At 54.5% G+C, this 24,639-nt stretch carries 20 protein-coding genes and 1 pseudogene; 12 read left to right on the top strand and 9 right to left on the bottom strand.

All coding sequences use genetic code 11. The features are described 5' to 3' along the window. Positions 1 to 168: 168 nt before the first annotated feature. Complete coding sequence (locus FFS64_RS20955) at positions 169 to 486, bottom strand: hypothetical protein (RefSeq protein WP_256660506.1); 318 nt, start codon at positions 484 to 486, stop codon at positions 169 to 171. Positions 487 to 879: 393 nt separating this feature from the next. Then, positions 880 to 1,212 (bottom strand): annotated as a pseudogene (locus FFS64_RS20950) (LysR substrate-binding domain-containing protein); the annotation flags it as partial. 60 nt (positions 1,213 to 1,272) lie between these two features. Between FFS64_RS20950 and FFS64_RS20945 the strand changes: the two are divergent. Then, positions 1,273 to 1,803, top strand: a complete 531-nt coding sequence (locus tag FFS64_RS20945) for a hypothetical protein (protein ID WP_137806987.1) — start codon at positions 1,273 to 1,275, stop codon at positions 1,801 to 1,803. Between the two features lie 885 nt (positions 1,804 to 2,688). On the opposite strand, the gene FFS64_RS20940 is transcribed toward FFS64_RS20945, so the two are convergent. After that, entirely contained in the window at positions 2,689 to 3,570 is an 882-nt protein-coding gene (locus tag FFS64_RS20940; protein WP_137806986.1) for a hypothetical protein, read from the bottom strand. A 559-nt stretch (positions 3,571 to 4,129) separates the two neighbouring features. Here FFS64_RS20940 and FFS64_RS20935 point away from each other — a divergent pair. The 5 genes from FFS64_RS20935 to FFS64_RS20915 all read left to right on the top strand — a co-directional run bounded on the left by FFS64_RS20935 (position 4,130) and on the right by FFS64_RS20915 (position 12,627). Continuing rightward, complete coding sequence (locus FFS64_RS20935) at positions 4,130 to 4,789, top strand: TnsA endonuclease N-terminal domain-containing protein (protein ID WP_137806985.1); 660 nt, start codon at positions 4,130 to 4,132, stop codon at positions 4,787 to 4,789. Between the two features lie 666 nt (positions 4,790 to 5,455). After that, positions 5,456 to 7,357: a DDE-type integrase/transposase/recombinase gene (locus tag FFS64_RS20930; RefSeq protein WP_137806984.1), complete on the top strand. Its 1,902-nt coding sequence runs from the start codon at positions 5,456 to 5,458 to the stop codon at positions 7,355 to 7,357. Further along, on the top strand, positions 7,350 to 8,297 hold the full coding sequence (locus FFS64_RS20925) for a TniB family NTP-binding protein (protein WP_137806983.1): 948 nt from the start codon (positions 7,350 to 7,352) through the stop codon (positions 8,295 to 8,297). The genes FFS64_RS20930 and FFS64_RS20925 overlap by 8 nt, the downstream gene beginning before the upstream one ends. Beyond that, the gene (locus tag FFS64_RS20920) at positions 8,284 to 10,602 is read left to right on the top strand and encodes a TniQ family protein (protein WP_171017114.1); all 2,319 of its coding nucleotides are present in this window, start codon (positions 8,284 to 8,286) and stop codon (positions 10,600 to 10,602) included. The genes FFS64_RS20925 and FFS64_RS20920 overlap by 14 nt, the downstream gene beginning before the upstream one ends. 423 nt (positions 10,603 to 11,025) lie before the next feature. Then, positions 11,026 to 12,627: an MFS transporter gene (locus tag FFS64_RS20915; protein WP_137806981.1), complete on the top strand. Its 1,602-nt coding sequence runs from the start codon at positions 11,026 to 11,028 to the stop codon at positions 12,625 to 12,627. 120 nt (positions 12,628 to 12,747) lie between these two features. Here FFS64_RS20915 and FFS64_RS20910 read toward each other — a convergent pair whose 3' ends face one another. Then, the gene (locus FFS64_RS20910) at positions 12,748 to 13,116 is read right to left on the bottom strand and encodes a DUF427 domain-containing protein (protein WP_095195058.1); all 369 of its coding nucleotides are present in this window, start codon (positions 13,114 to 13,116) and stop codon (positions 12,748 to 12,750) included. A 271-nt stretch (positions 13,117 to 13,387) separates the two neighbouring features. Between FFS64_RS20910 and FFS64_RS20905 the strand changes: the two genes are divergently transcribed. The 3 genes from FFS64_RS20905 (at position 13,388) to FFS64_RS20890 (ending at position 16,765) form a co-directional block, all read left to right on the top strand. Next, positions 13,388 to 15,343 (top strand): DNA topoisomerase III, encoded by a 1,956-nt coding sequence (locus FFS64_RS20905; protein WP_137806980.1) that lies wholly within the window; start codon positions 13,388 to 13,390, stop codon positions 15,341 to 15,343. 66 nt (positions 15,344 to 15,409) lie between these two features. Beyond that, complete coding sequence (locus FFS64_RS20900; protein WP_137806979.1) at positions 15,410 to 15,913, top strand: GNAT family N-acetyltransferase; 504 nt, start codon at positions 15,410 to 15,412, stop codon at positions 15,911 to 15,913. Between the two features lie 522 nt (positions 15,914 to 16,435). Next, the gene (locus FFS64_RS20890; RefSeq protein ID WP_137806977.1) at positions 16,436 to 16,765 is read left to right on the top strand and encodes a hypothetical protein; all 330 of its coding nucleotides are present in this window, start codon (positions 16,436 to 16,438) and stop codon (positions 16,763 to 16,765) included. A gap of 141 nt (positions 16,766 to 16,906) precedes the next feature. Here FFS64_RS20890 and cynR read toward each other — a convergent pair whose 3' ends face one another. Then, a complete protein-coding gene (cynR, locus tag FFS64_RS20885) occupies positions 16,907 to 17,788 on the bottom strand; it encodes a transcriptional regulator CynR (protein ID WP_137806976.1) in 882 nt (293 codons plus the stop codon). Between the two features lie 122 nt (positions 17,789 to 17,910). Here cynR and cynS point away from each other — a divergent pair, with 122 nt between their 5' ends. Continuing rightward, a complete protein-coding gene (gene cynS / locus FFS64_RS20880; protein ID WP_137806975.1) occupies positions 17,911 to 18,378 on the top strand; it encodes a cyanase in 468 nt (155 codons plus the stop codon). Between the two features lie 61 nt (positions 18,379 to 18,439). Continuing rightward, positions 18,440 to 19,102: a carbonic anhydrase gene (locus FFS64_RS20875; protein ID WP_137806974.1), complete on the top strand. Its 663-nt coding sequence runs from the start codon at positions 18,440 to 18,442 to the stop codon at positions 19,100 to 19,102. 80 nt (positions 19,103 to 19,182) lie between these two features. Here FFS64_RS20875 and FFS64_RS20870 read toward each other — a convergent pair whose 3' ends face one another. Both FFS64_RS20870 and FFS64_RS20865 read right to left on the bottom strand, forming a co-directional pair. After that, complete coding sequence (locus tag FFS64_RS20870; protein ID WP_095195066.1) at positions 19,183 to 19,533, bottom strand: BON domain-containing protein; 351 nt, start codon at positions 19,531 to 19,533, stop codon at positions 19,183 to 19,185. 172 nt (positions 19,534 to 19,705) lie between these two features. Continuing rightward, on the bottom strand, positions 19,706 to 21,208 hold the full coding sequence (locus FFS64_RS20865) for an aldehyde dehydrogenase family protein (protein ID WP_137806973.1): 1,503 nt from the start codon (positions 21,206 to 21,208) through the stop codon (positions 19,706 to 19,708). A gap of 286 nt (positions 21,209 to 21,494) precedes the next feature. Here FFS64_RS20865 and FFS64_RS20860 point away from each other — a divergent pair, with 286 nt between their 5' ends. Continuing rightward, positions 21,495 to 22,010: a DoxX family protein gene (locus FFS64_RS20860; RefSeq protein ID WP_137806972.1), complete on the top strand. Its 516-nt coding sequence runs from the start codon at positions 21,495 to 21,497 to the stop codon at positions 22,008 to 22,010. Between the two features lie 69 nt (positions 22,011 to 22,079). On the opposite strand, the gene FFS64_RS20855 is transcribed toward FFS64_RS20860, so the two are convergent. Both FFS64_RS20855 and FFS64_RS20850 read right to left on the bottom strand, forming a co-directional pair. Further along, complete coding sequence (locus FFS64_RS20855) at positions 22,080 to 23,054, bottom strand: nitrilase-related carbon-nitrogen hydrolase (RefSeq protein WP_137806971.1); 975 nt, start codon at positions 23,052 to 23,054, stop codon at positions 22,080 to 22,082. Between the two features lie 104 nt (positions 23,055 to 23,158). Continuing rightward, the gene (locus FFS64_RS20850) at positions 23,159 to 24,091 is read right to left on the bottom strand and encodes a GlxA family transcriptional regulator (protein WP_137806970.1); all 933 of its coding nucleotides are present in this window, start codon (positions 24,089 to 24,091) and stop codon (positions 23,159 to 23,161) included. Positions 24,092 to 24,639 lie beyond the last annotated feature (548 nt).

The following is a 24,639-nucleotide window of genomic DNA, read 5'->3' as shown; positions in this document are numbered from 1 at the left end:
CCGAGTTTCCCGATGAAGCAAATGACCTTCGCCGATGCCGCGTACTTTGCCAAAATCAGGAAGTATTCTTCAGAGTTTCCCTAGTTGTCCAAACTTGCGTCAAAACTTCGCACTATCAAAGAGCAACCTGCACTAATGCGGTGCTACAGCGTCCGACGGACTGTTGAATTAACTTTTCTTTAAACGGCCTTTAATCACACCGTAAAAGAACAGCACCACCAGAAGTAATGGCGTTCCATCCACCCAGGCCGATTCACTGCCGGTCAGCAGCGCGTAGTTCTCATAGATCAGGTAAACCGCCAGGCTAAACCCCGCCAGTGCAACCAGTGGGCTGACCAAGACTTTGAGAGACCTGCGATCGCTGACTTTCTTGAAATGGACAACCACCGCCAGCGAAATGAATGCCTGAAACCCGATGAGCCCAAGCGTTGCCAACGCCAGCGTCACCGGGAAAAGGAAGACAAAGGCGTCGTAACCCAGCAACACCGCCGGCTTCGGCCGAGCCCGACCTCTTTCTTGAGAGGTTTTTTACTAAATTTTGCCGTCGCTGGACGTCAACCATGGGCCGGTTTCAGCCCGTCGAGGAAGGCAGAAATCAGCCACAAGCAGTCACTCGGGGGTGAGGTGGAATCTCCCTCCATTTGCCCGATTAAGTAGCCGTGGGAGGTCGCCTGTGCATTTATGTCGCTTTCCGAATTGTGGTTGTTGCCGCTGACCAATAACTGACCCAAGTGTTCAACTACCCCTGCTCCCCTTTCGACCGGGATTACACTGAGTAAGCAAATCCGAATCTGAAATTCCCTCACACAAATTCCAATCAGCAGGTTGGATCAGTTTTAGATCAGAGCCAACACGAGAGCTTTCCGAGCAGTCTCAGCCCTACTTTTCCCAGTATCCCGGACTTTGGTAAACCGTCTTCAGGTACTCAATGAAGTAACGCACCTTCGCCGGCAGAAACCGTTGCTGGGGATACACGGCCTGGATGTCATAGTCAGGCAGGGCGAACTCATCCAAGACAGTTACGAGTTCGCCACTCATCAACTCGTTATGGATCTCCCAAGTCGAACGCCAGCCGATGCCCAGCCCCTGGCGCATCCAGGAGAACAGCAACTCACCGTCGTTGCATGCCAGGTTGCCGCCGACCCTCACGGCCACCTGACGGCCATCGCGCTGGAACGTCCAGCCACGTTGCTGTCCACCTTGCAGGAGCGCCATGCAGCGACCAAGCGCGAGCAACAATTGCATGAACGTCTGCAGCATTTAGAGGGCCGCTTGCAACGCCTGCGCGAGGTCGAGGTGCGGCAACTGCAACTGCTGGAGGAGCGAGCCAATCAGATCCTTTCACTGGAAGACAAACACAGCCACGCGTGGGCAGCATTGGAACACTACCGTGAGCAGCACGTGCAACAACGCAACGAGGAACTCACCCGCCATGACCTTCAAGTGCAACAGCTGCAACAGGAACTGCGACGCGCGCTGGACCGTTTAACGACCAAGCAGGAAGAACTTGCGCAGATATACCGGGATTTGGAACGGCTGAGCGCCTTGCAGCAGGCCCGCAATCTGCAGTTGCGCAGCCAGAGCCAGGCGCTGCAGCAGAGTCGCGCCGAGTGCGAGCAACTTGCCGCAGCCGTACAATTGGCCCAAGACAGACAGCAGATATTGCAGACTGACACGTCCGCGCTGCGCGAGCGTGCCCACCGCTACCTCCTCGATCGTCGTCAGGATCGTCGAGACTTGCGCGACATGGCGCGGCAACTGACCCAGTTGCACGGTCTGTTGGCACGCCTAAAGACAACTTGAGATGGCATTTTTTTAACTGCGGTCGCTGGCGCACCGTCTGGTAAAAGACAGTAACTGACGGAACAAATGCGTCATTGGATGGCACTGCTTAAATACCTACAAACCAAGGAGACAGGCAGGCCGTCAGCGCTCAGAGTTGCTCGTATACTGCAGGCTTCTTCCTCGTACGGTAACGAATACAACCACCCTCCTCGCTCAAAAGTTTAGGAGGCGCCCGATGAAGGGTCGACGTAAAAAGCGAGACGCTCAATGGGAAAGCGTACTGCGTTACCGCAAGGAAGCCCGGCGCATGGCGTCTAGCCCCTCTGCTAACCAGCAACGATTTTTTCACGCCGCTTCAACACGAGGAAGTCTGCTCGAACCGGCTGGGCCCATGGCGGGGCCGCCCATCGTCGGGGCTGATCAGAGTTCGTGAATGCCGCGGTCGTCTCGCAGCCACATCGATCGGTCTACTTATTGTGGGGCGATCCTCGATGTATAAAGCGCATACGGATAGTGATTCATCCTGCTGTATGTTTGGGTTTCGTTGACCCGCCGCTGGTAGCGACTGACACTTCGGAAATCACAGCGATATCCGTTCAGTGACACAGGACGATCGCGCCAATCCTGGAGCTTTCTTGTCCAATTACGCCGAAAAGCAATTGGTATGAGCGCTCTCGAAACACTACGCTCATCAAACTAGAGCTCCGCGATATGCCACACAGTGTGTGCCTATCGATTCGAAATAAATAAAAGAAAGTTCTGATCGCAATAGGAAATCCAGTCGAACTCACGTGTTTGCTTAACAAAGCTAAGGTGAGTATGCGTTATTCGCCACTCTTACCACCTGTCGACCGGGACTCAAGATAATTCCGAGTCGAAATATTAAGCGATAGCTTTCTCGTACTAGCAGAAAGGATCAGGTACCACATAGTGGTCCACTGTAATGGGCATCGCCTGCCAAAGCTTGCTTCGTCGTATCCATATCCGTCTTAGCTTCAGCGGCCATTTGATCGGACAATTCTCAGGAATGAAAGCGATGCTAGTGATGAGTTCAGAATCGACTTCCATCAGGGTCCACAACAACAATGCGTGTTGTGCTTCGACGTTGCCGAGCCAATTGAGCGTCCTAATACCATCGAGCATAAAATAATACATCCCAAGCTGGTATTCAAACTCTTCGACAGAGTCTGGCCAGACTATAACTGTATGCAAATCAACATCTCGCGCAAGCAGCTCCGTCAGCAGATCATACAGTTCGAGCTGGAAGTCCAGCAAAGGGGCTTGCAGGCAAGCAATGTAAAAGAAATGGTAAAAATTCAGCTGCAACCATTTGCGATGCAGTAGAAAGCGATTCGATTGCGTCCTGAGCAAGATAATCATCAAACCCAAACAGGGCCAATCCACCCGGCTGAACAGTAATAGTGAAGCGCTACTTTTGAGGCCCCCCAAAGGTTGATCACCAACTCGAACTCTAGCTGCAAGCTGATCCCAGTCCTGTCTGTGCTCAGGATCTGCTGATAAAGCCAGCCACAAGGGGTTATCAAACAGCGCCCGGAGCGAGGGAAAGTGCGTATACATTTCTTCCCGCAGACTAGGCCGGGGGGTGACTCCCTTGAAATATGCATCCCATTTTCGCCTGTCGTCTTTTTGTTCCTCCTGGTGCAGATGCCACCATCTCCACAAGGCGTAAGGCTTTCGCTGACATCCGGCCAAATCACACAATCTCCACACCAATGCCTTGGCCCTCAAATGTCCCACAACAAGGTCGACGTGAGTCGTTGGCATAATCGTTTTACCTCTATGCCGATTCAGCATATGTTAGCTGTGCACGACGCGTAACATGCTCCTCGCATTTATATGCTTGATTTTGGACTCTTTTTCATTTTAAGAAAAAATTGTACATGCGCTAGCTTTTCAAGAAAGTATAGGCAAAGATGAAACCTCACGCAGCGAGTGCCCGTTTTAAAGAGCAGGTAGCTAACCTCATGTAGTAGAACTACAAACGTTTCAAAAAACTATCTGAGAGGGAATGACGATCATGCATTTCCCTCCGGCTAGAGATGATGAATTCCACCAGTCCGGGTCACCACGAAGGCTGGAACGCCGAAAGGCTCCACGCCGATTTACAGCTGCTTGCTGTCAATAGCATTTCGTAATAGCGCACAAACAAACGAGGAATAGTCATTAAACCGATGCTGCTCCTCCTTCCTGGTGCGGGATCCATCCGTAAAAGGAGTGACTCGGCTGCTCCTAACGGGCCCAGCTTGGAGGCTTGGTTGAGCCAATTCGCTCTTCAATAAAGCTGCCACGCCCCAGCTAAATCTTGTTTATCGAGGTACTAATCATGACCTCCATAGATCTATCTCGAATCCAAAACCGTCTGGCAAATATTGCCATTTGCACTAAATGCAAACTGCCGAAACACGGTCGAAAGGGCAGTCAGGTCACCATATTTCCCTCACGAAAAAATGCAGCAGCGGTCATCTGTGAATCGCGTCTGGAAGCTCATTTCTGCGTGGAGTTGGAGCGCAGTCGGAACGTACTGCAGTACGAAGCCCATCCTTTTACAATCCACTTTATGGAAGGGCGGTATCGATATACTCCTGATTTTTTAGTGCAATTCACAGATGGTGAACAGAAATTGATAGAGGTGAAAAATGACCATAGTTATCAGGATAAAAACATCACGGGCAGAATTACACGCTACGTTGATTGGCTCGCCGAGCAGGGCTGCATTCTAGAGTATCTGCCAGCAGCTAAATTTTATGGAAAAATTAGAACACCAAATCTTATTCGACTTTATCACGGTGCCTACTCGAGCCGTGGCTCTGCTAGTTCAAGCATCCGAACCTTGCTGACTCAGTGCGTCCCCAATCGGCGACCAATCGATTTTCTAATCGACAATGGCTATGCGCCTGAAGACATTGCATACGCACTGTTTTACCGAGCCATCCATTGTGACATTTTCAAACCCCTTTGCCTAACTTCCCTTGTGTGGATTTAACCATGAAAAAGCTACCTATACCCAGCCGCAACCCTATAACCGGCACCGCCAAAATTATATTGATGGATAACGATAATGCATTCAACAGCAAAGCTATGCCTACACTACGGCGATGTCAAAATACCCCGCCACGGTAGCTACCTGACAACTCTTTCTTGAGCGCCATGCTGCACCTATCGATAAACACATCAGCAACACGCCGAATATCTCCGATCGAGTAGCAATAGTTGCCGCCAACAGGAGAAATTAACCATGAGTATCGCCGTTGGCGACTTCACATTTAGAGCGGGCAAACCATGGACGTTTTGCCACTGCAATGATCTACCTGACGATGAAACCCGACAGACCTCCCAATAGGTCGACAACCTCCCTTAAAAATATGAAGTCGACAAAATGAAAAAACCAACACCCCCGATTGAAAATTACAAATATGAAGCCCTAGTGATGGACTTATTTATCATCGATGGAAATGGTAACGTTATCGGCCAACCATTACTTACGATGAGTATAGATACACAAACGTGTAACGTCATCGAATCTAACATTTTCGTGAACCCGCACAGTAACGAAAGACATTAAGCACTCTTAAGCGCTCCCTGCGTGCAGATTAGAGGGCGGTGGGAGCATTCAGTGCAGATCGTTTGGGACATAACGAGAGCCCTTACCATGAATATTGCCATCGAAAACTTCACCCTGAAGGTGGGTGAACAATGGAAGTTTCACACGGAAATCTACCTTGTGATTGCGGTAGATAGTGACCGTGCGCAGTTGCGCAGCACAGTTCGTCGTAATCACATTGCCATCCACACGTTGGAGCGACTACGCCAAGCCTTCCGCCATGGAAATCTAAGCAAGGTTCAAGAGGCACCTCTGGATCAGAAGGCGGGCCGGATCATCGAGGCTATGACGGATGAGCAACGAGCAGTGTTTGAGCGAAGCCTGTTCTATACCCGTAGGGCTGAGACTGAATATGGAGGCAGCCTACCCCGCAAACAGACTGTGGCCTTAATTAAGCGCTTGGGTGCACAGATCTCCGATCCGTCACCACCTTGTTATACCACCGTATATGAATGGGTAAAGGCATACCGCCATGCCGGCGGCAATCCAATTGCCCTAGTGAAAGGTACTCGAAGCAAGCAGCGCCGATTAGATATTCAACCCCACGTAGTGAGAGACGCTATTGACTACTGGGTGCGTGAATTATACCTGACCGACCTTCCGTCGAGCATCACCGAGGTCACGGATGCGATCACCTGCAGTCTGGAGGATATCAATAGTAAACGCCCCACTATCGATCAATTGCACGTGCCCAGCAGTATAACCATTTACCGAATCATCAAGGAGTACGACAAATATGAGAAAGACCTGCTACAAAAAGGTCAAAGGCATGCTTTGAAAAAGCAAAAATGGAGTCGAAAGACGGAACAGCCAGAGCGTCTCCTTGAACGCATAGAATGTGACACCCAAGTAATGGACCTCTTTGTCGTCGATGAGAATGGCAAAGTCATCGGCCGTCCCTACTTAACGGTGCTTTTGGAAGTACGCTCTCGCTACATCATCGGTTACGACATCTCTCTTAATCCTCCCTGCATCGAAAAAACATTACGTGCGCTAAAGCGCTCCTTACGCTCGGACCGGGATCACACGGGACTGGGACAAACTTATATCATGGATAATGGAAGCGAATTTGCTGTCAGCAAGTTGGGTTACATCATGCATTTACTCGGTTCCGAGATTGTCTACTGCGAACCGTATGCCCCAGACCAAAAGCCTCACGTCGAGCGTTGGTTCAAGACCCAAAATATTCAATTTGTCCATCACCTGAGCGGCACGACGTTTTCAAATCCAGAAGAACGCGGCGATTATCCATCTGAAAAAAAAGCTGTCTACAAAATCGAGGAGTTGAATACGCAATTCGAAAAATTCCTAGCTATCTATCACCATGCATTTCATAGAAGCTTGAATGACTCACCTCACAATACGTGGGAGAAAAATCTCGATCCCTTTTCCCCGCCCAAGCGAATGGAAAAATCAGACATCAAGCGATTGCTCTGGAGTAAAACCACAGCGCTGCCGACTAACGGCATGATCACCTTTGACAAACTTAGATGGTCTGGCCCAGCTATTTCTGCGCTCTCGACACGGGGTGGAAAAAAAGTCAGGCTTACAGTGTTTTACGATATCAGCGACTTGGGAACTGTATCGGTGTGTCATCCTAACTGGCCAGATGATCTGCTTCCTGTCGAGGCGTACGATGAAAACTATCAGCGCAACCTCACACTTGAAATGCATCACCTTGTTCAACAAAAGCTTCGTAAGGAGGGAAAAAAATTTGATTTCATCCAGGCCCGAAAAGCCCGAATAAATTACATTCTCGAATTACGCAAAGCTAAAGGGAAAACCGCTCACAAACGAATCGCCCGTCTGAATGAGAACGGATCGTTACATAGTACTGATCAGCCTTACCCTGCGAAGAAAACCGCTGTTCCTCCTCTCTTGCCGGAAGTAACGTTGACAGAAGCGATTCCTCCCACCTTTGTCTCAACAGTCAAGGTGCGCCATGAATAATTTAGACAGCCAGTGGCTAAACGAGTTCTCCGAACAACTTGTACTCTTTCCGTCTTATCACCATGCTTATACCATCCTGCAAAAGAGCGTCGAAACCACACGGCAACGTGGGATCCCAACATCAGCGATGGTCATCGGCCCATCAGGTTGTGGTAAATCTACATTATGCAAACTGTTCCGAGATTCGTTTGGAGGATCGTATGAACTCATCAAACCTGATGGCGTTTGTACGATCCGCCCTGCCTTTTATTGCAGTGTCCCCTCCCCCGTAACCGTGAAGTCATTTGCAAAGACTTTGGTCCGCGCGCTTGGAAACGGGGATATACGTGGCGATACAGTCGAGTTGACCTATCGCCTAATGACATTATTGAAAACATGCGGAGTCCAAGTATGCGAACTGGACGAATTTCAATGGTTAGTACGCCCGGAAGCTGAAAAAGCCAGAGATATCGTGATTGATTGGCTTATTACGATCATCAACGACACCATGGTACCGTTTATTCTAGCAGGCACCGAAGATTGCAAAGCGCTACTCGATCAGAGGGCAGCTTTAGCTCGACGATTTCCATATTTGATCGAGCTAAAATTTCTGCAATACAGTGAAGAGAAGGAATCGGACTACATGATACTACTCGGCAAGCTGGACGAGCATATTTACGCGTCGAACAGGTTCATCAGCGGTGCGCACTTAACCGATACAGATATTGCGGCTCGACTTTATGCCGCCTCTGCTGGCAGCCTTGAATATATCAGAATGATCATCCATGGCGCGCTTCAACGCGCTTTAGCGCACGGGGGCTCAGGGTTGGTCATTGAAGACTTCGCCGGAGCATGCTCATTGCTGAACCTGAAGCAAAGCCTAGTACCAAACCCGTTCAGCGAACCACTTTCCACCTGCTACCAAAAAATTTATGCGAATGAAAAAAATGAAAACCTTTAACTTCATACCACTACCTATTCCAGAAGAAAGTCCTACCAGCCTGATAAAAAGACTGGCCCTGTACAACGGGTATGGCAACTGCAGCAAATTTTTTGAACACCACATGCGATTCAAGGCTCCCAAAGCTACCGTTCTTATACAGGGCAGCCGATTTGAAACACTGTTGATATCGCAAGTAGGCCAGTCTCTGCAGGAACACTTACGTCAGGGCTTCTATCGCCTAGCGAATCCGCGTGCCCCCGGAGGTGATTTCAAGATCGGCCCGCTCAGAATTGGCAGACGCCTTCTCCGACCCCGTAAAGCTGCACTATGCACAGAATGCGTTAAAGAGGGCTGGGAAAGATACATTAAGGACATTTGCTTAAGCACGCATTGTCCGGTGCACAACCGGCACTATCTTTTTGCGTGCCCAAGTTGCCAGCGAAAGCTTACCTGGAAGAACCAAAGCACCCTTAAATGTTCTTGCGGGGAAACTTTGGAGTCTCCTGTCTGCACCTCGGAGGAGGCACTCGCCGAGACCAGACTATTTGAAATAATCAAATCGGGCGACCAAACCCGTCTTGAATACTTATTGAATCTGATTGGCCTTTTAGGTGTACCTCGTAATAGAATATGTACCATTTGTACCCCACTTATATTCTCAGCAGCCGCGGCTTTGGCTTTTAATGATTATAAAACAGCCGCAACAGCACTATCTTACATGATTGACACATCTGACGATTTTGAAATTGAGATTATTATCTTAAAGCTCTCATCAATAGCACCAAAAGACTTTTTATCCAAACTAAAACATAGCTTAAAAGCTTCCGCCCCACATAAAAATACAGACTGCCAACAAATTACCATTCCAGATAAATGCATGCCCACATTACTGGGTATCGGCGCTAGAGAATGGCGAGAAGTCCGCTCCGAACAATATCACGGAAGAAAGCTTTTTTTTAACAAAATTGAAGCACGCCAGATAATGGATGCCTATAAATCGAAAAACCGACTAAATATTTCAAAAAAGAGTATTGAAAAAGAGAAACTCAAGGCACTGTGTTATACACAGACCGAGACCACACAACTTCTAAGATTACGCAACACAGAATGCAGGATGCTGGAAATCCACAGTTTACTGTCTCCCTTTGTCCGTGTGGCAGTACGTCCGTTTTTCAAAAAAGATGAGGTAGATCGTTTCCGCGTTGAGTACATCTCGGTAAAAGAGCTAGCAATGCGCCTCAACACCTCAAATGCGCGACTGCGAAGAGCCATCCGAAATAGTCCACTTATTAATTCGTGGGATGATCAAGCGGGTTGCTTGTTTCTGGTCAAAACTGCGGACATAGCCGCAATACAAGAATGCCTTAATAAACTTCCCGCAGTAAATCGTAAACTTTCGGCAAAGAGACACGTACAAACATGTAACCCTAGGCATGTGCGCACGATGGACGTGGTACAAGCCGCACAACACTTGAAGACCCATTCCCACACAGTGATTTATTATCGAGATTTAGGATTGATAAAATGCGCCAACAATAACACTTTGCAGCTTTCAATCAGTGACATTGAAACATTCCAGAAAAAATACTCCACTTGCGAACAACTGGCAAAAGAGCTGAAAACAAGCCAATGCAAAGTAAGCCAACTTCTCGAGCCACTAAAAATCTACCCTATATCAGGCGGAATTACAAACGGGCATCCTTTGTCTGTGTATGACCGATCTACCCTACCACAAAACCTGAAAGAATTAATAAACCCGACACACGATACTTTCGGCACATATTGGATGCGCGATGTTTTATACTCCTTGAATGATGCAGCTCAGCAGCTAGGCATTCTTCATTCTGATTTCCGCAAATTTTTCACCACAACAATCCGCCCAGCTCGAGCCAAGCACTACCGACCTTTCGGCAAGGTTAGCCCGGATGAAATTGGGCACGTCAGGTCACTCCTCGCTTCATATTCGAAACTGTCAACATTACTAATCAGTCGAGGCATCAAACATGCAGCTTTCAGTCGCCGCTTCATACACCCGAAATTTGTTCAGATCTTGAAAATAAATAATGAGGAGTACCTTAGCTTATCCGACCTGTCGAAATTGGAGGCATTGCTTGATAAATACTGTACTCCGGACGAAGCAGGAGCAATACTTCGTCTTTCTAGTGTGCATATTTATCTACTCAGAAAACAAGGATTACTTACTTCAGTTTTTTTACCTGAATATAATTACAAACACCCTTTATTTGAGAGAGCCGAGACTCTAAATCTCCTTAAACTAAGAACCTCCAAGGATCGCCAGCGTTATTCATCATACCCTTGCTAGAAACTTGACGTTACTCTACAACCAAATAAACTTTACTTTTTACCCGATTATTTTTTTGCATGCACAAAGCACTCCTCCCCCAAAGTAATATAGCTTCACCAACGAAATTTTAAATTACGCAGTATTTCCTTAACGAAAAGTCACAGCATTACTTGCTCCCTACCTTTTTCATCAGCAACGATTTTCGCGTAACTACCCCCACGAATCTAATCACCTAGTCGCGACACTTCGAGTACGAACTGTTGTTTTTTAGAGATGCCGTATTCGTTTCAGGAGTTTATTTACTTTACATTTTCTGCGCATGATCCAACGTAATTTGAAATCTGATACTAGAATTTCGGCCCCTATGAAAAATTAGTTCACGGGTGGATGAAATGTACAACCGTAAATCCTCGGGCTGCGGCGACACCATTTCGGCATTCGGTGAAAACCTATGGCAGCGCGGAGACCAGTCAGGAAACCCAGAAAGTCATCTTCGCCTCGTCGCTCGGCACGGTCTTCGAGTGGTATGACTTTTTCCTCTACGGCGCCCTCGCGGCGGTGATCAGCAAGCAGTTTTTCGCCGGGGTCAACGACACCACGGCGTTCATCTTTGCGCTGATGGCCTTCGCCGCCGGCTTCATTGTCAGGCCGTTCGGCGCCCTGGTGTTCGGTCGACTGGGTGACATGATCGGACGTAAATACACCTTCCTCGCCACCATCGTCCTCATGGGCCTGGCGACTTTCTGCGTCGGTCTGCTGCCGAACTACGCCAGCATCGGCATCGCCGCGCCGATCATCCTCGTCGTTCTGCGCATGCTTCAGGGCCTGGCCCTGGGCGGCGAGTACGGCGGTGCCGCGACCTACGTGGCGGAACACGCGCCAATGGGCAAGCGTGGCTTCCACACCAGCTGGATTCAATCCACCGCCACCCTCGGCCTGTTGCTGTCGCTGCTGGTGGTACTCGGCTGCCGCTACTTCACCGGCGATCAGTTCGAAGTCTGGGGCTGGCGCATTCCGTTCCTGTTTTCGATCATTCTGCTGGGGATCTCGACCTGGATTCGCCTGAGCCTGCACGAATCACCGGCCTTCGTGAAAATGAAAGAGGAAGGCAAACTCTGCAAGTCGCCGATCCGCGATTCCTTTGGTAAATGGGAAAACCTCAAGGTCGTGCTGATCGCCCTGTTCAGCATCAACGCCGGGCAAGCCGTGACCTTCTACGCGGCACAGTTCTACGTGCTGTTCTTCCTCACCCAGTTCCTGAAAATGGACCCCGCCGTGGCCAACGGCCTGCTGATCGTCAGCGTAACCATTGGCGCGCCGTTCTTCATTTTCTTCGGCTGGCTGTCGGACAAAGTCGGGCGCAAACCGGTACTGATGCTCGGCCTGCTGCTGGCCACCGCGCTGTACTTCCCGATCTTCAAGACCCTGGCCCACTACGCCAACCCGGCCATCGACCTGGCCAGCCGCCAGGCACCGATCACCGTGCTGGCCGACCCGGCCACCTGCACCTTCCAGTTCGATCCGGTGGGCAAGGCGAAATTCGACAGCCCGTGCGACAAGGTCAAGACCTTCCTGGTCAAACAGGGCCTGCCATACAACAGCGCCGCCGCCCCGGCCGGCAGCGGCGTGCAGGTGAGCATCGGCGACGTGAAGATCGACGGTTTCGACGAAGCCGCCCTGCGTGGTGCAGTGACCCTCGCCGGCTACCCGCAACAGGCCGACATGCAGCAGATCAACAAACCGATGATCGTAGCGCTGATCGTCGCGCTGATCATCATTTCCGCCATGTGCTACGGCCCGCTGGCGGCGCTGATGGTCGAACTGTTCCCGACCCGCATCCGCTACACCTCGATGTCCCTGCCTTATCACATCGGCAACGGCTGGTTCGGCGGTTTCCTGCCAACCGTGTCCTTCGCGCTGGTGGTGTACACCGGGGACATTTTCTACGGGCTTTGGTACCCGGTGGTGATCACCGGGGTGAGTCTGGTGGTGGGGATGCTGTGCCTGCGTGAGACGCGGAATGTGGATCTGGATAAGAACTGAGGGTAGACAGTAACAACCTGTGGGAGCGAGCCTGCTCGCGATGAGGGTGGATCAGTCGCCATCGACGTTGACTGATCCACCGCTTTCACGAGCAGGCTCGCTCCCACAGTGGTTTGTGAGTCACTCGTCGAGTTCGACGACCTCGAACTTCACCTGATCCGGATAAAACGCCATGTATTCACGAATCTGCGCGACAGAGACTTTTGGGTTCTCGTAACTCCATACCGCATTGGCCCCTTCATGCCCCGGCACCTGCAAACTGAAGTAACTGGCATCGCCCTTGTACGGGCAATAGCTGGTGTGATCGGTGCGGGCGTAATACTTCTCGTCAATGTCCTCTCGCGGCACGTAATACACTGGCGGATAATTGGCCTCCAGCAGCACCAGCGCGCGTGAGGACGCGGCCACCTGGATACCGTGAAACTTCACCAACAGGCAGCCGGGCTGCTCGGCGATGGTGATGACAGGACTGGGACCGGTGCTTTTCATGGAAAACGTTCCTCATGACAGTGTTGATCTGTGGGAGCGTGCGATGCGGCGACCCGACTTGCCCGCGATGGGCTGCGTCGCAGCCCCAAAACCTGAGACCACGATGTATCAGGTATAACCCAGATTTTGCATTCGTGACTGCATCACAGCCGAACGGACCCGGTAACCCATCGCAACGCACCCGCTGTACATCCATACAGATAAAGATTGCTCCCGCGCTCATCACCCGCCATTCTGTACACCTCCCGGACACTGATCGACGATGGTGGTTATGCGGCTGTACCTCTGTGAAAAACCTTCCCAGGCCAAAGACATTGCGGCCGTACTCGGCGCCAGGCGTCGCGGTGATGGCTGCTGGCTGGGAACAGACGTCACGGTGACCTGGTGCATCGGTCACCTGCTGGAAACCGCGCCGCCGGATGCGTATGACGCGCGCTACAAACGCTGGGTGCTGGCGGATCTGCCGATCATTCCGGACAAATGGAAGATGACCGTCAAACCTCGCACGGCCAGCCAGTACAAGGCCGTCAAGCGCCTGCTCGGTGAAGCCTCCGAACTGATCATTGCCACCGACGCCGACCGTGAAGGCGAGATGATCGCCCGGGAACTGGTGGAGCATTGCCGCTATCGTGGGCCGATCCGTCGCTTGTGGCTGTCGGCGCTGGACGATGCCTCGATCCGCAAGGCCCTCGCCGCGCTCAAACCGGGTGTCGAAACCTTCAGCCTGTACCATTCGGCACTGGGCCGTAGCCGGGCCGATTGGCTGATCGGGATGAACATGAGCCGGCTGTTCACCCTGCTGGGGCGCCAGTCCGGTTATCAGGGCGTGTTGCCGGTCGGCCGGGTGCAAACGCCGACCCTGCGCCTGGTGGTGGATCGCGACCGCAGCATTGCCGATTTCGTACCGGTCGCCTATTGGGCCATCGACGTGCAACTGCTGCATCACGGTATCCCCTTCACCGCCCAATGGCGGGCGGCCGCCGACGCTTGTGACGATCAGGATCGCTGCCTGAATCAGGCGCTGGCCCAGCAGGCCGCTGCCGCGATCACGGGCGCAGCGAGCGCCAGGGTGATCAAGCTGCGCACCGAGCGGATGCGCGAAGTGGCCCCGCTGCCGTTCGACCTGGGCACCTTGCAGGAAGTCTGCTCGAAGAAACTCGGGCTCGGCGCCCAGGAAACCCTCGATATCGCCCAAGCGCTCTACGAAACCCACAAAGTCATCACCTACCCGCGCAGCGACTGCGGTTATCTGCCGCTCAGCCAGCACAGCGAGGCGCCGGGCATTCTGGCAGCATTACGCCAGGCCGATCCGGCGCTGAACGCCTTGCACGATCACCTGGAACCGCAACGCCGCTCACGGGCCTGGAACGATGCCAAGGTCAGCGCGCACCACGGCATCATTCCCACCGCGGCGGCGAAGAACCTCGAACGACTGGTGGGCAAACAGCGTGCGGTCTACACCCTGATCCGCGCACGGTATCTGGCGCAGTTCCTGCCCAATCACGAATACGACCGCACCCAGGCCGACTTCGATTGTGCCGGTGAAGCCTTGCGCGCGGTCGGCAAGCAGATCGTCGAAGCCGGCTGGAAACGCGCCCTGCCCGAAGCCCTTGCCCCAAACCCGAACAAGGCTCGTGAAGCGCCGGCCCCGCAAACCCTGCCCAACCTCAGCGAAGGCATTGATTGCGCAGTGGCTGGTGTACAACTCAAGGACCTGTGGACCCAACCGCCCAAGCCCTTCACCGAAGGCGACCTGATCAAAGCCATGAAGAACGTGGCCAGGCTAGTGGAAGATCCGCTGCTCAAGCAGAAACTCAAGGACACCACCGGTATCGGCACAGAGGCGACCCGCGCCTCGATCATCCAGGGCCTGCTCGACCGCGGTTACCTGATCAAGAACGGCAAGGCACTTTCAGCAACCCCGGCCGCGTTCAGCCTGATCGATGCCGTGCCGCGAGCGATTGCCGATCCGGGCACCACGGCGATCTGGGAGCAGGCACTGGACATGGTGCAGAGCGGCGAAATGAGCCTCGAAGAATTCGTCACCAAACAGGCCGCCTGGATGAGCAAGCAGGTCAGCCGTTGCGCGGGCCTGAGCCTGACCATCAGCGGCCCGGCAAGCCCCGCCGGGCGTGGTGCCACGCCCTGGAAAAACAAGCGCAAGCCCGCCAAGCGCAAGGCATCGACTGGCGCTAAACGCACAGCAAAACCGTCGAGCAAGGCTTGAAGCAAATCACACCGAGGTTCGATCTATCCTTGACTGACTGGTATCGCGTCTCAGGAGCGACTTCGCATGCCCTCGATAGAACTGCACCCCGCCCAACGCGACGAACTGGAAACCATCGAAAACCTGATGCAGTTCTACACCTATGACTTCAGCGAGTGGTTGCCGCTGAAACTGGGTGAGCACGGCTTTTTCAACATTCAGCCCCTGCCGGACTACTGGCGCAAACCCGCGACCCAGCCGTTTCTGATCCGCGTCGACGGCGAACTGGCAGGTTTCGTGACCGTGGATGACGACACCCACCTGCCCGGCGCCTGCTACAACATCGGCTACCTGTTTGTCGCACGGCGCTTTCGTGGCCAGGGCGTCGCGAAGTTTGTCGTATCCACCCTCTTGAGCCGCTTCCCCGGTCAATGGCAGATTTTCCACATCGAGGCCAACCAGCCCGCGCGCCTGTTCTGGACGGCGGCCATGCCGGGGCTCAGCCGGGACGGATTCACCCGGCATCAGCAAACGATCAAGGGTTATCCCTGCACCCTCTACCGCTTCGAAGTCTCGCCGCAACCCTCCTGACCGGCGCTTTGCGCTCTCCTTTTCTAATTCCACACAGCTTTGTCCGACAATATGTAGTGCCAAAAAATAATCACTACAAAACCGTTGACGCCTTCGAATTGCCCTTGCATGATGCAGACGTCTCCCCGATCGGGAGTACAGGCAACACGTTTGAGCAAGCTCGTCTGACCGCCGAGCTGTTTTTTCCGGATACACGCTGCCCACAAGGCAGATTGAAGAAGCTGACCTGGCCTGAACGTCCAGTACAAGGGCGAGAAGCGCTGGCGATCCATCCTCATGAAGCTTGTGGCCGACCCTGAAAGCGTCGGCAGGGCCAGAAGGTTTTCGCCGCTTCTCTTCGTTGTGACGCTATTGCGTAGCAGTTATTCAACACGACTACATGCAACAGACGCAGGACCTCGCCGATTTCGGCGGACGACTGCTGACGTCCTGGTTTCGGTGCCAGGGATCAACTAACCGATGGGCTACTTGTATTAGCGAATCAACTTTGAAAGATCACCAATTGGTCGAGGGAGCTTTATGATGAATCTGAACAATCAACCGACTATCGAAGAACTGGCTCGTCTGTTCGCGGCGAAAAAAGATACGCTCGACAACCATATTCTGTGGATCAGCAAATCGGGCAGCGTTCATATCGATTGCCTGTCGCCCCACGCCCATGAAGCGGAGTTCGACCAGAACAACCAGAACCTGCTTGCCCGACTGAAGATGTACCGTCGCGGCCAGGGCTACGTCGGCAAGAAAGCCGCGGCCGACAAAGACTTCATCGGCAGTGTTCTGCAAACGCTAAAACAGGCCTGGGCCTCGATGCAGAACCAGAACGAAGTTCGGGTGATTGATCGGTTGTACTAATTAAGTTGAGTCGTCGCTGACTCATTAAATAAAAGGGCCTGCTCTCAAAAAGAGCAGGCCTTTTTTAATGCCCGATATTAAGGTTCACAGCCAATCAAATGTGTGAGCGGGCTTGCTCGCTCCCACAGGGGTTTGTGTTGGTTATGAGAGATCGGTACCCAGCACCAGATCGACAAACGCCAACGCTGCCGCGCTGTGATAGTTGTTCTTGCGCCGAAGCAACGCCGCCCCACGCCTCGGCGCCTCACCTGCCAATGGAATCTTGCGCAAGGCACGATCGCCGGTGGCGATAGGTTCCGGGAGGATCGTCGCCATGGCAGTGTGACGAATGACTTCCAGCAGCGTATTGACCGAATTGACCTCAATGGCCACCTTCGGTGTGATCGCCGCCTGAACGAAATACTCGTCAATGCAGGTGCGTGTGACGAAACCCGGGGTCAACAAGGCAAACGCCAGTTCCGCCATCTGTTGCGTGGTCAATGGGGCCTGGTACTCATACAACGGATGCGCCCGGCCAACCATCAACCCCAACGTCTCGGTAAACGCCGGGATCGACTCGATGTCGGCGTTCCTCACCTGATCAAACGCAATCGCGATATCCAGTGAATCCTCCGCCAACCCGGTTTCGATGTCGTCCATCGACAATTCGAACACCTCCAGGTGGATATTCGGATACCGCTCCACGTATTCGCGCACCAGCGGCCCCACCAGGTACGCCATGAAGGTCGGGGTCATGGCCAGGCGCAAGCTGCCGCGGGACAAGTCCTTCACGTCATGCAGCGCACGCTTGCCTGCCTCCAGTTCCACCAGCACCCGACGGGCGCATTCGATATAGGCCTGGCCTGCATCGGTGGGTTTGACCGTGCGCGAGGTGCGGTCGAACAGGTTGACGCCGAGGGTTTCTTCCAGCTGCCGAATCTGTTGCGAAAGGGTCGGCTGCGACACGTGCAAGGCTTCGGCGGCACGGGTGAAACCGCCGTTGTCGGCGACGGCCAGCAAATAACGCAGATGACGTAGCAGCATGGGTAAACCATCCATAGGCAGTACTTATGCTTTGCATTGTATATCGGTCTTGGACGCTATGAATGGATCGGCAGAAGATGATTCCACACCCAAGCACAACCCCCTGCAACAGGAGATTCACCATGCAACAGTCCCACGCCTACAACGACACCAGCCTTGAACTGACCGCCAGGATTCTCGACGCAAAAGCCCGCAAAAATCTGTCCTTTGAAGACGTCGCTGAAGGCACCGGCCTTGGCTTGGCATACGTCACTGCTGCTCTGCTCGGCCAGCACCCATTGCCTGAAGCCGCGGCCAAGGTGATCGGCGAAAAACTGGACCTGGATGCCGACTTGGTAGCCCGCCTGCAGATCATACCGCTGCGCGGCAGCCTCTCGGGTGTCCCCACCGACCCGACCATCTACCGCTTCTACGAAATGATCCAGATCTACGGCACGACCCTCAAAGCGCTGGTTCATGAGCAGTTCGGCGACGGCATCATCAGCGCGATCAACTTCAAGCTCGATATGAAGAAAGTCGAAGATCCTGAAGGTGGCCACCGTGCAGTGATCACCCTCGACGGCAAGTTCCTGCCCCTGCGTCCTTTCTAAGTTGATACATGGCCCGCACCGCCGCGCGGGCCACACCTGTCACATTCACGAGGACGCAACCATGAAAGCGCTCATCGAAGGTTTTCTAAAGTTCCAGAAAGAAGCCTTTCCGCAACGCACTGATCTGTTCAAACACCTGGCCACCACCCAACACCCGGGTACTTTGTTCATCACCTGTTCCGACAGCCGGGTAGTGCCGGAACTGCTGACCCAGCAAGAGCCCGGTGAGCTATTCGTGATCCGTAACGCCGGCAATATCGTGCCCTCCTACAGCCCCCATCCCGGCGGTGTTTCGGCCACGGTCGAGTACGCCGTCGCGGTACTGGGGGTGACCGATATCGTCATCTGTGGCCATTCGGACTGCGGCGCCATGACCGCTGTCGCCAAGTGCACCTGCATGGATCATCTGCCCGCCGTCGGCAGTTGGCTGCAACACGCCGAGTCGGCAAAAGTCATCAACGAATCCCGGCCGCATGCCAGTGAAGCGGCGAAAGTCAGCTCGATGGTGCGCGAAAACGTGATCGCGCAACTGGCCAATATCCAGACGCACCCGAGCGTGCGCCTGGCCCGGGAGAAAGGCCTGTTGAATTTGCATGGTTGGGTTTACGACATCGAGACCGGTTCGGTCGATGCCCTGGATGCCAACAGCCATCACTTCGTGGCGCTCTGCGAGTATCCGTACACCTGCGCCCTTCCCGCACGATCCGCAGAAGCAGCAGCCTGAAGTTTGAACCTACTGACAGAGAGACGATCGGGGCAGCGCTCCCGACTCCCGGGAGCGCTGGACCGACACGATCGACAGGGCTATTTATCGTCCATCCTTGTTGACGATTGTGAGCGCTTTTCAGGGGCCTCTTCAGCGTTGGGCGGTTCAGGAATATGGCCTGGCGTGAACACGTGTGTCAGCAGGTCTCGGGCATCGACTTCGACGACGCCCTGAACCGAACGAGCCAGACCAACCGCTTGCTCACACTGTTTATGGGTGTTGACGCGACCGCTCAGCGCCACCGTGCCCCCATGGGTTTTGACATGGATTTGCAAACCCAGGCTTGGTTCGGCCATGGCCAGGGCTGACTTCACCCTGGCGGTAATCCACGTGTCGTGAACGCCCCTTTCCAGATCCTGAGAGTAATGTTGAAACGAATGAAGTTTCATGATGCAACCCTCTTCACGGAAGCAGATGCGCTGCCCACCCCATTTGCGGTGCAGCCCTCTGCCTCTCAGGCGAGCGTATGGAACATCTGATTCGTTTTGGAGTGCTCGCCCGCCAATACAGACGCACATGAAAAGTATAGTGCGGCCTTCGCCTGGGGTCGGGGGTGCCGACTCAACGCTTGACCGACAGATCCGTCTGGGTCATGCGGCTGCGAATGGTAAACACGCCATCACCCGAGAGAATCGCGCTGCGCGCAAACAGCCGGCCTCTCTCCCAGTTCGACAGGCCCAGTTCCGGTTTGTTGAGTGCGTACTGGCCGTCGACCCAACGGGTAATGCCGTTGCCGACAAATGGTGCGTTGACCGCGTTGTAGAAACGCTCCTGCGTCGCCGCGTCTTCGCTGATCAGCGACACCGTGAACTGCGGGCTGTAGCGATTGAACAAGGCGATGGCACTGTCCAGGTCGTCGACGATTTTCAGGCTGACTTCCGGGGTTTCTTCCCACTCCCACTCGCGGCCCAATTGCTCTTCGGGCAGCGCTTCGGCCAGGGCTTCGGTGCGGTAGCCTTCGGCGCGGTAAACCTCGACGGTCGCGCTTTGCCAATCGCCGGGCAGGAACGCTTCGCTACCCTCGACGATGTGCAACTTACAGCCCTGGCCCCGTGCCTTGCCGGCCTGTTGCAGTGCGTCGAGAAACAGCGGTACCAGTTCGGCGGCGCGGTCGCGGTGAATCAGGCAGACGTTCAGGGTGTTGCAGACCTTGCGGTCGAGGGAGTTGCGCACCACGCTGGCCAAACGCGTGGCATCGGCATCGGTGTCGGCGATCAGCCAGGCACCACCGGTGCCGTGCAGGCTGACGGCGGTGCCGGCCTGCTGCGCGATGCTGCCCAACTGGCTGACGGCACGCCCCGAACCACGGGCCACCGCCAGTGACAGACGGCGGTCGGCAAACATCGCCCAACCGGCGGCATGATTGACGCTTTCCACCAGCGACACGGCGCCGCTCGGCAAGCCAGCATCGGCGAGCGCGGGATTGAGTGCATGGATGACGATCGCCTGGGCGGTGCCCAACGCATCGCTGCCAATGCGCAGGACCGCCGTGTTGCCGGTGCGCAATACACCGGCGGCATCGGCGAAGACGTTCGGCCGGCCTTCGAAGACGAAGGCGACGATGCCCAGCGGCGACACCACTTGCTCGACTTTCCAGCCATCGTGCTCGACACAACTGATGACTTTGCCGCGCGAGGCCGAGGCATCGCGCCAGGCACGCAGCCCGGCAATCATGTCGCGGCGCATGCGTTCGTCGGCCAGCAAGCGCGTGGTCGAACGACCACGGGCCTTGGCGCGCTCGATGTCGGCCTGGTTGGCCGCTTCGATCAAGGCCCAGCACGCCGGGTTTTCCAGGCGTTGGGCGAACAGATCGAAGAAGGTGCTGATGGCCTGATCCGACACCGCCGACATTGCGATAAATGCCGCCTCCGCACGTTCGATGGCAACGGCTGCCGCCTGCTGGTCAGCCACCGGAATCAACAACAATTCGCCGCTGACCTGCTCCACCAACAGATGGTCTCCGGGCTGGAAGCGCGCCGCCAGTTCGGGGCTGACCACAGTGACACGATTACCGGCGAAAGGGATCGGCGTGCCAGCGACTAGACGTTCGAGCGCAAGAGACATGAAGCGGTTACACCATGCAATGGGCGGGGGGAAAATGTATAGCAAAAGTCCGTGAGCGTCATCCGCCGACCGCCCTGCGCCCCTTGTGGGAGCGGTGGTGTCTTTACTACGTATCAAAGTGTGTACAGCCCCGCCCCTGACACAACAAACCTTCAAACCCCCGCGCCGGGGACACATCGCAGATACACCTGCCTGATGAAATTCACCTGTCGATTGGCCAAGCCGATCCTTGCGCTGAACGGGCACGCGTCGCCCGACATCCCTGACTTGAAGGAGACCAATGTCCATGAGTACTTCGATTTCATCGGCCGTCAAAGGCCTGCACCTGAACCTTGACCGTGCTGGCAGCTGGATCGCGCCGCTGACGCTGCGGGTATTCCTGGCCTGGGAATTTTTCGAGTCAGGCCTGGAAAAATACAATGGCGAGAACTGGTTCGCCGATATCCAGGACCGCTTCCTGTTTCCGTTCAACCACCTGCCGGCCACGTTGAACTGGGAACTGTCGATGTGGGTGGAACTGATCTGCGCCCTCGCCCTGCTGGCGGGACTGGCCACGCGCTTTTCGGCGATCAGCCTGATCGTGGTCACCATTGTCGCGACTGCCGCCGTTCACTGGCCCGCCGACTGGTCGACCTTGAGCGAACTGGCCCAGGGTTACTCCATCACCAACAAAGGTTACGGCAACTTCAAACTGCCGCTGATCTACCTCGCCGCCCTGGTGCCACTGGTGTTCACAGGTCCGGGCAAACTCAGCCTCGATGCGCTGCTGGCGCGCGTCTTCTGGCGTCGCAATCAGCACTGAAACGAAATGCGTTAAACACTGGACAAGCAAAAGGGGACTTCAATGAAGTCCCCTTTTTTTGTTTGGACGTTATCGAACCACCTCTTCCACCGCCTCTGTCTCGGACAGCTTCGGATGCGCGCCGCGCTCATGAACATGAGCATGCGGTGTACGGTCGATCAGCAGGCTCAGCAGTTCCGGACGGCTGTAGTGCCCACGGGAATCCATCATGCGCTTGCGCTTGTCGATCAGGCCCATGTCGAGGTCGACGATCACTTCGCCCTCACCTTCGGTCAACACGCCCAACACCACGCCGTCAGGGCCGATGATCGCGGTGTAGCAACCACCGGAGATCGGGCCGATCGGGCAACCCGTGTCGGCCATGATCTGCGCCTGTTGCTCAGGGTCGAGCCAGGCGGTGGAGTTGACCACGAAGCAGGCCGCTTCCAGAGCATGCTGGCGGATGTTGACTTCCATTTGCGAGGCGAACAGCGGACCGGCGAACGAGCCGGGGTACATCGAGGCGTGGATCTGTTCGCCATCGGCCATCAAGGCGTAGCGGGCCAGCGGATTGTAATGTTCCCAGCACGCCAACTGACCGATGCGCCCTACCGCGCTGTCGACGGCACGCAGGCCCGAGCCGTCGCCCATGCCCCAGATCATGCGCTCGTGATACGTCGGGGTAATCTTGCGGCGGCTCTGGATCAAGGTACCGTCGGCGTCGAACAGCAACTGCGTGTTGTACAGCGTGCCGCCGTCACGTTCATTGACGCCGATGGACACCACCATGCCGGCCTCTCTGGCGGCTGCGCCTATGGCGTCGGTAGCCGCCGACGGTACGGTCACGGCCTGGTCCAGCAGCTTGAGATGTTCCGCGGCCATTGCGAATGGCGCCTGGACGAAAGAGAAATACGGGTAGTACGGCACGATGGTTTCCGGAAACACGGCGAATTGCACGCCCTGCTTACCGAGTTCGAGGATCTTCTCCACAACTTTATTGACCGTGCCTTCACGGCTGTAGAGCACGGGACTGATTTGTACGGCGGCGGCTTTAACGAGGGTCATGATGGCGATCTCATTTACGGAGTGGGCTTCAACGAGTTCAAGATTACGACAATCATATTTAGACTCAAATGTCGTATGCGCCACCTTTTAGGACATGATGATAGTCATGTCCGGTTGGCACGCTGAATCACCTGCGGGGGTTGGCCAAATGCCCGGATAAACGCCCGACGCATGCGCTCCCGGTCACCAAATCCGGTGTCAGTCGCCACCACATCGATGGAGTGCCGACCGGTTTCCATCATCAGTCGGGCCGACTCCACCCGCAGGCTTTCGATGGCCTTGGCCGGCGATTGACCGGTCTCGGCATGAAACACCCGACTGAACTGACGAGGACTGAGATTGGCGGCATTGGCCAACTCCTCCACCGACAACGTGGACTTGAGGTTTTGCTTGGCGTAAGTCAACGCAGCCTGGATGCGGTCGGTCTTGGGCGCCAGTTCCAGCATCACCGAAAACTGCGACTGCCCGCCGGCCCGACGGTGATACACCACCAACTGCCTGGCCACCCGCCGCGCGACGTCGGCGCCCAGATCCATTTCCACCAGGGCCAGCGCCAGATCGACGCAGGCGCTCATGCCGGCGGCGGTCCAGATATGACCATCGTTGATAAAGATACGGTCCTCTTCGACTTTGATTTTCGGATAAGCCTGTTGCAGCGACGCAGCATGGCACCAGTGCGTGGTTGCCCTGCGACCGTCGAGCAATCCGGCCTCGGCCAGGGCGATGGCCCCGGTGCAGATCGAACCCAAGCGTCGGGTACTTTGACTGGCTCGCTGCACAAACGCCACCAAACCTGCTGAGACCGGACGGATAAGGTTATCGCCCATCACCAACAGCGTATCGAACGGACGCTGGTCGAATGCGGTGGTTTCCACTGCGAACCCTGCCGAGGTGGGCACCAGACCGCCGGTTTCGGACAGCAACTGGATGCTGTACACCGGCTCGCCAGCGGCATTGTTGGCCAGCTCGAACGTGGCGGACATGGACAGGCCCAGGACCTGGAACCCGGGGTAAACGATGAGGCCGATGGGGTGCATGGCGGGCGTCTCGGATGACCTGAAAAGTGGCAAAACATATTTCACGCCATACAAACTCTACACCCCTGACCTTTAAGACGACGAGATCTTTTTACGAGTTCATGCTACGTGTAGACACGAATGATTCGAACAGTGTATAGCCGGCGTTACAACTTGAAGTTAGAACCTGCTTGAAAATTATCATTAACTTTACACATCCGCACCCTGCATTAAAGACGAAGAGCGAAAGTTCAATATTTTTTTGGAACATTTTGAAATCAAGCGATAATCGACTATCTCCATATCGCATTAACAACCCACCACAACGCCTTCTTACAAGCAATTCACAGACGAGCCTTTAGCGAGCACACCAATATTCAGGATCAGCGTTGATGGATCCAAGCACCAAAAAATGGTAGTGCGTCAAAAACGTCTGAAAGATGCATTCTGCAAATATACAGTTCGCCACCTTACATGATGTTTTTTTCCACTCCATCGGCACAAACTGGATCCAGATGACTGCATCACAATATCTGGACTAACGGGCGTCCCGCCGGAAATCGATGGGC

Source organism: Pseudomonas sp. G(2018) (assembly GCF_005502415.1).
In the GTDB taxonomy this organism is placed as follows: Bacteria; Pseudomonadota; Gammaproteobacteria; order Pseudomonadales; family Pseudomonadaceae; genus Aquipseudomonas.
The sequence above is the reverse complement of the archived record's forward strand: the minus strand, read 5'-3'. Positions and strand labels throughout refer to the sequence as shown.

Bases quoted from the DNA above. Each gene is read 5' to 3' on its own strand.
- FFS64_RS20940 (WP_137806986.1), bottom strand. From the start codon at position 3,570: ATGCCAACGACTCACGTCGACCTTGTTGTGGGACATTTGAGGGCCAAG.
- FFS64_RS20935 (WP_137806985.1), top strand. From the start codon at position 4,130: ATGACCTCCATAGATCTATCTCGAATCCAAAACCGTCTGGCAAATATT.
- FFS64_RS20930 (WP_137806984.1), top strand. From the start codon at position 5,456: ATGAATATTGCCATCGAAAACTTCACCCTGAAGGTGGGTGAACAATGG.
- FFS64_RS20925 (WP_137806983.1), top strand. From the start codon at position 7,350: ATGAATAATTTAGACAGCCAGTGGCTAAACGAGTTCTCCGAACAACTT.
- FFS64_RS20920 (WP_171017114.1), top strand. From the start codon at position 8,284: ATGAAAACCTTTAACTTCATACCACTACCTATTCCAGAAGAAAGTCCT.
- FFS64_RS20910 (WP_095195058.1), bottom strand. From the start codon at position 13,116: ATGAAAAGCACCGGTCCCAGTCCTGTCATCACCATCGCCGAGCAGCCC.
- FFS64_RS20905 (WP_137806980.1), top strand. From the start codon at position 13,388: ATGCGGCTGTACCTCTGTGAAAAACCTTCCCAGGCCAAAGACATTGCG.
- FFS64_RS20900 (WP_137806979.1), top strand. From the start codon at position 15,410: ATGCCCTCGATAGAACTGCACCCCGCCCAACGCGACGAACTGGAAACC.
- FFS64_RS20890 (WP_137806977.1), top strand. From the start codon at position 16,436: ATGAATCTGAACAATCAACCGACTATCGAAGAACTGGCTCGTCTGTTC.
- cynR (WP_137806976.1), bottom strand. From the start codon at position 17,788: ATGCTGCTACGTCATCTGCGTTATTTGCTGGCCGTCGCCGACAACGGC.
- cynS (WP_137806975.1), top strand. From the start codon at position 17,911: ATGCAACAGTCCCACGCCTACAACGACACCAGCCTTGAACTGACCGCC.
- FFS64_RS20875 (WP_137806974.1), top strand. From the start codon at position 18,440: ATGAAAGCGCTCATCGAAGGTTTTCTAAAGTTCCAGAAAGAAGCCTTT.
- FFS64_RS20870 (WP_095195066.1), bottom strand. From the start codon at position 19,533: ATGAAACTTCATTCGTTTCAACATTACTCTCAGGATCTGGAAAGGGGC.
- FFS64_RS20865 (WP_137806973.1), bottom strand. From the start codon at position 21,208: ATGTCTCTTGCGCTCGAACGTCTAGTCGCTGGCACGCCGATCCCTTTC.
- FFS64_RS20860 (WP_137806972.1), top strand. From the start codon at position 21,495: ATGAGTACTTCGATTTCATCGGCCGTCAAAGGCCTGCACCTGAACCTT.
- FFS64_RS20855 (WP_137806971.1), bottom strand. From the start codon at position 23,054: ATGACCCTCGTTAAAGCCGCCGCCGTACAAATCAGTCCCGTGCTCTAC.
- FFS64_RS20850 (WP_137806970.1), bottom strand. From the start codon at position 24,091: ATGCACCCCATCGGCCTCATCGTTTACCCCGGGTTCCAGGTCCTGGGC.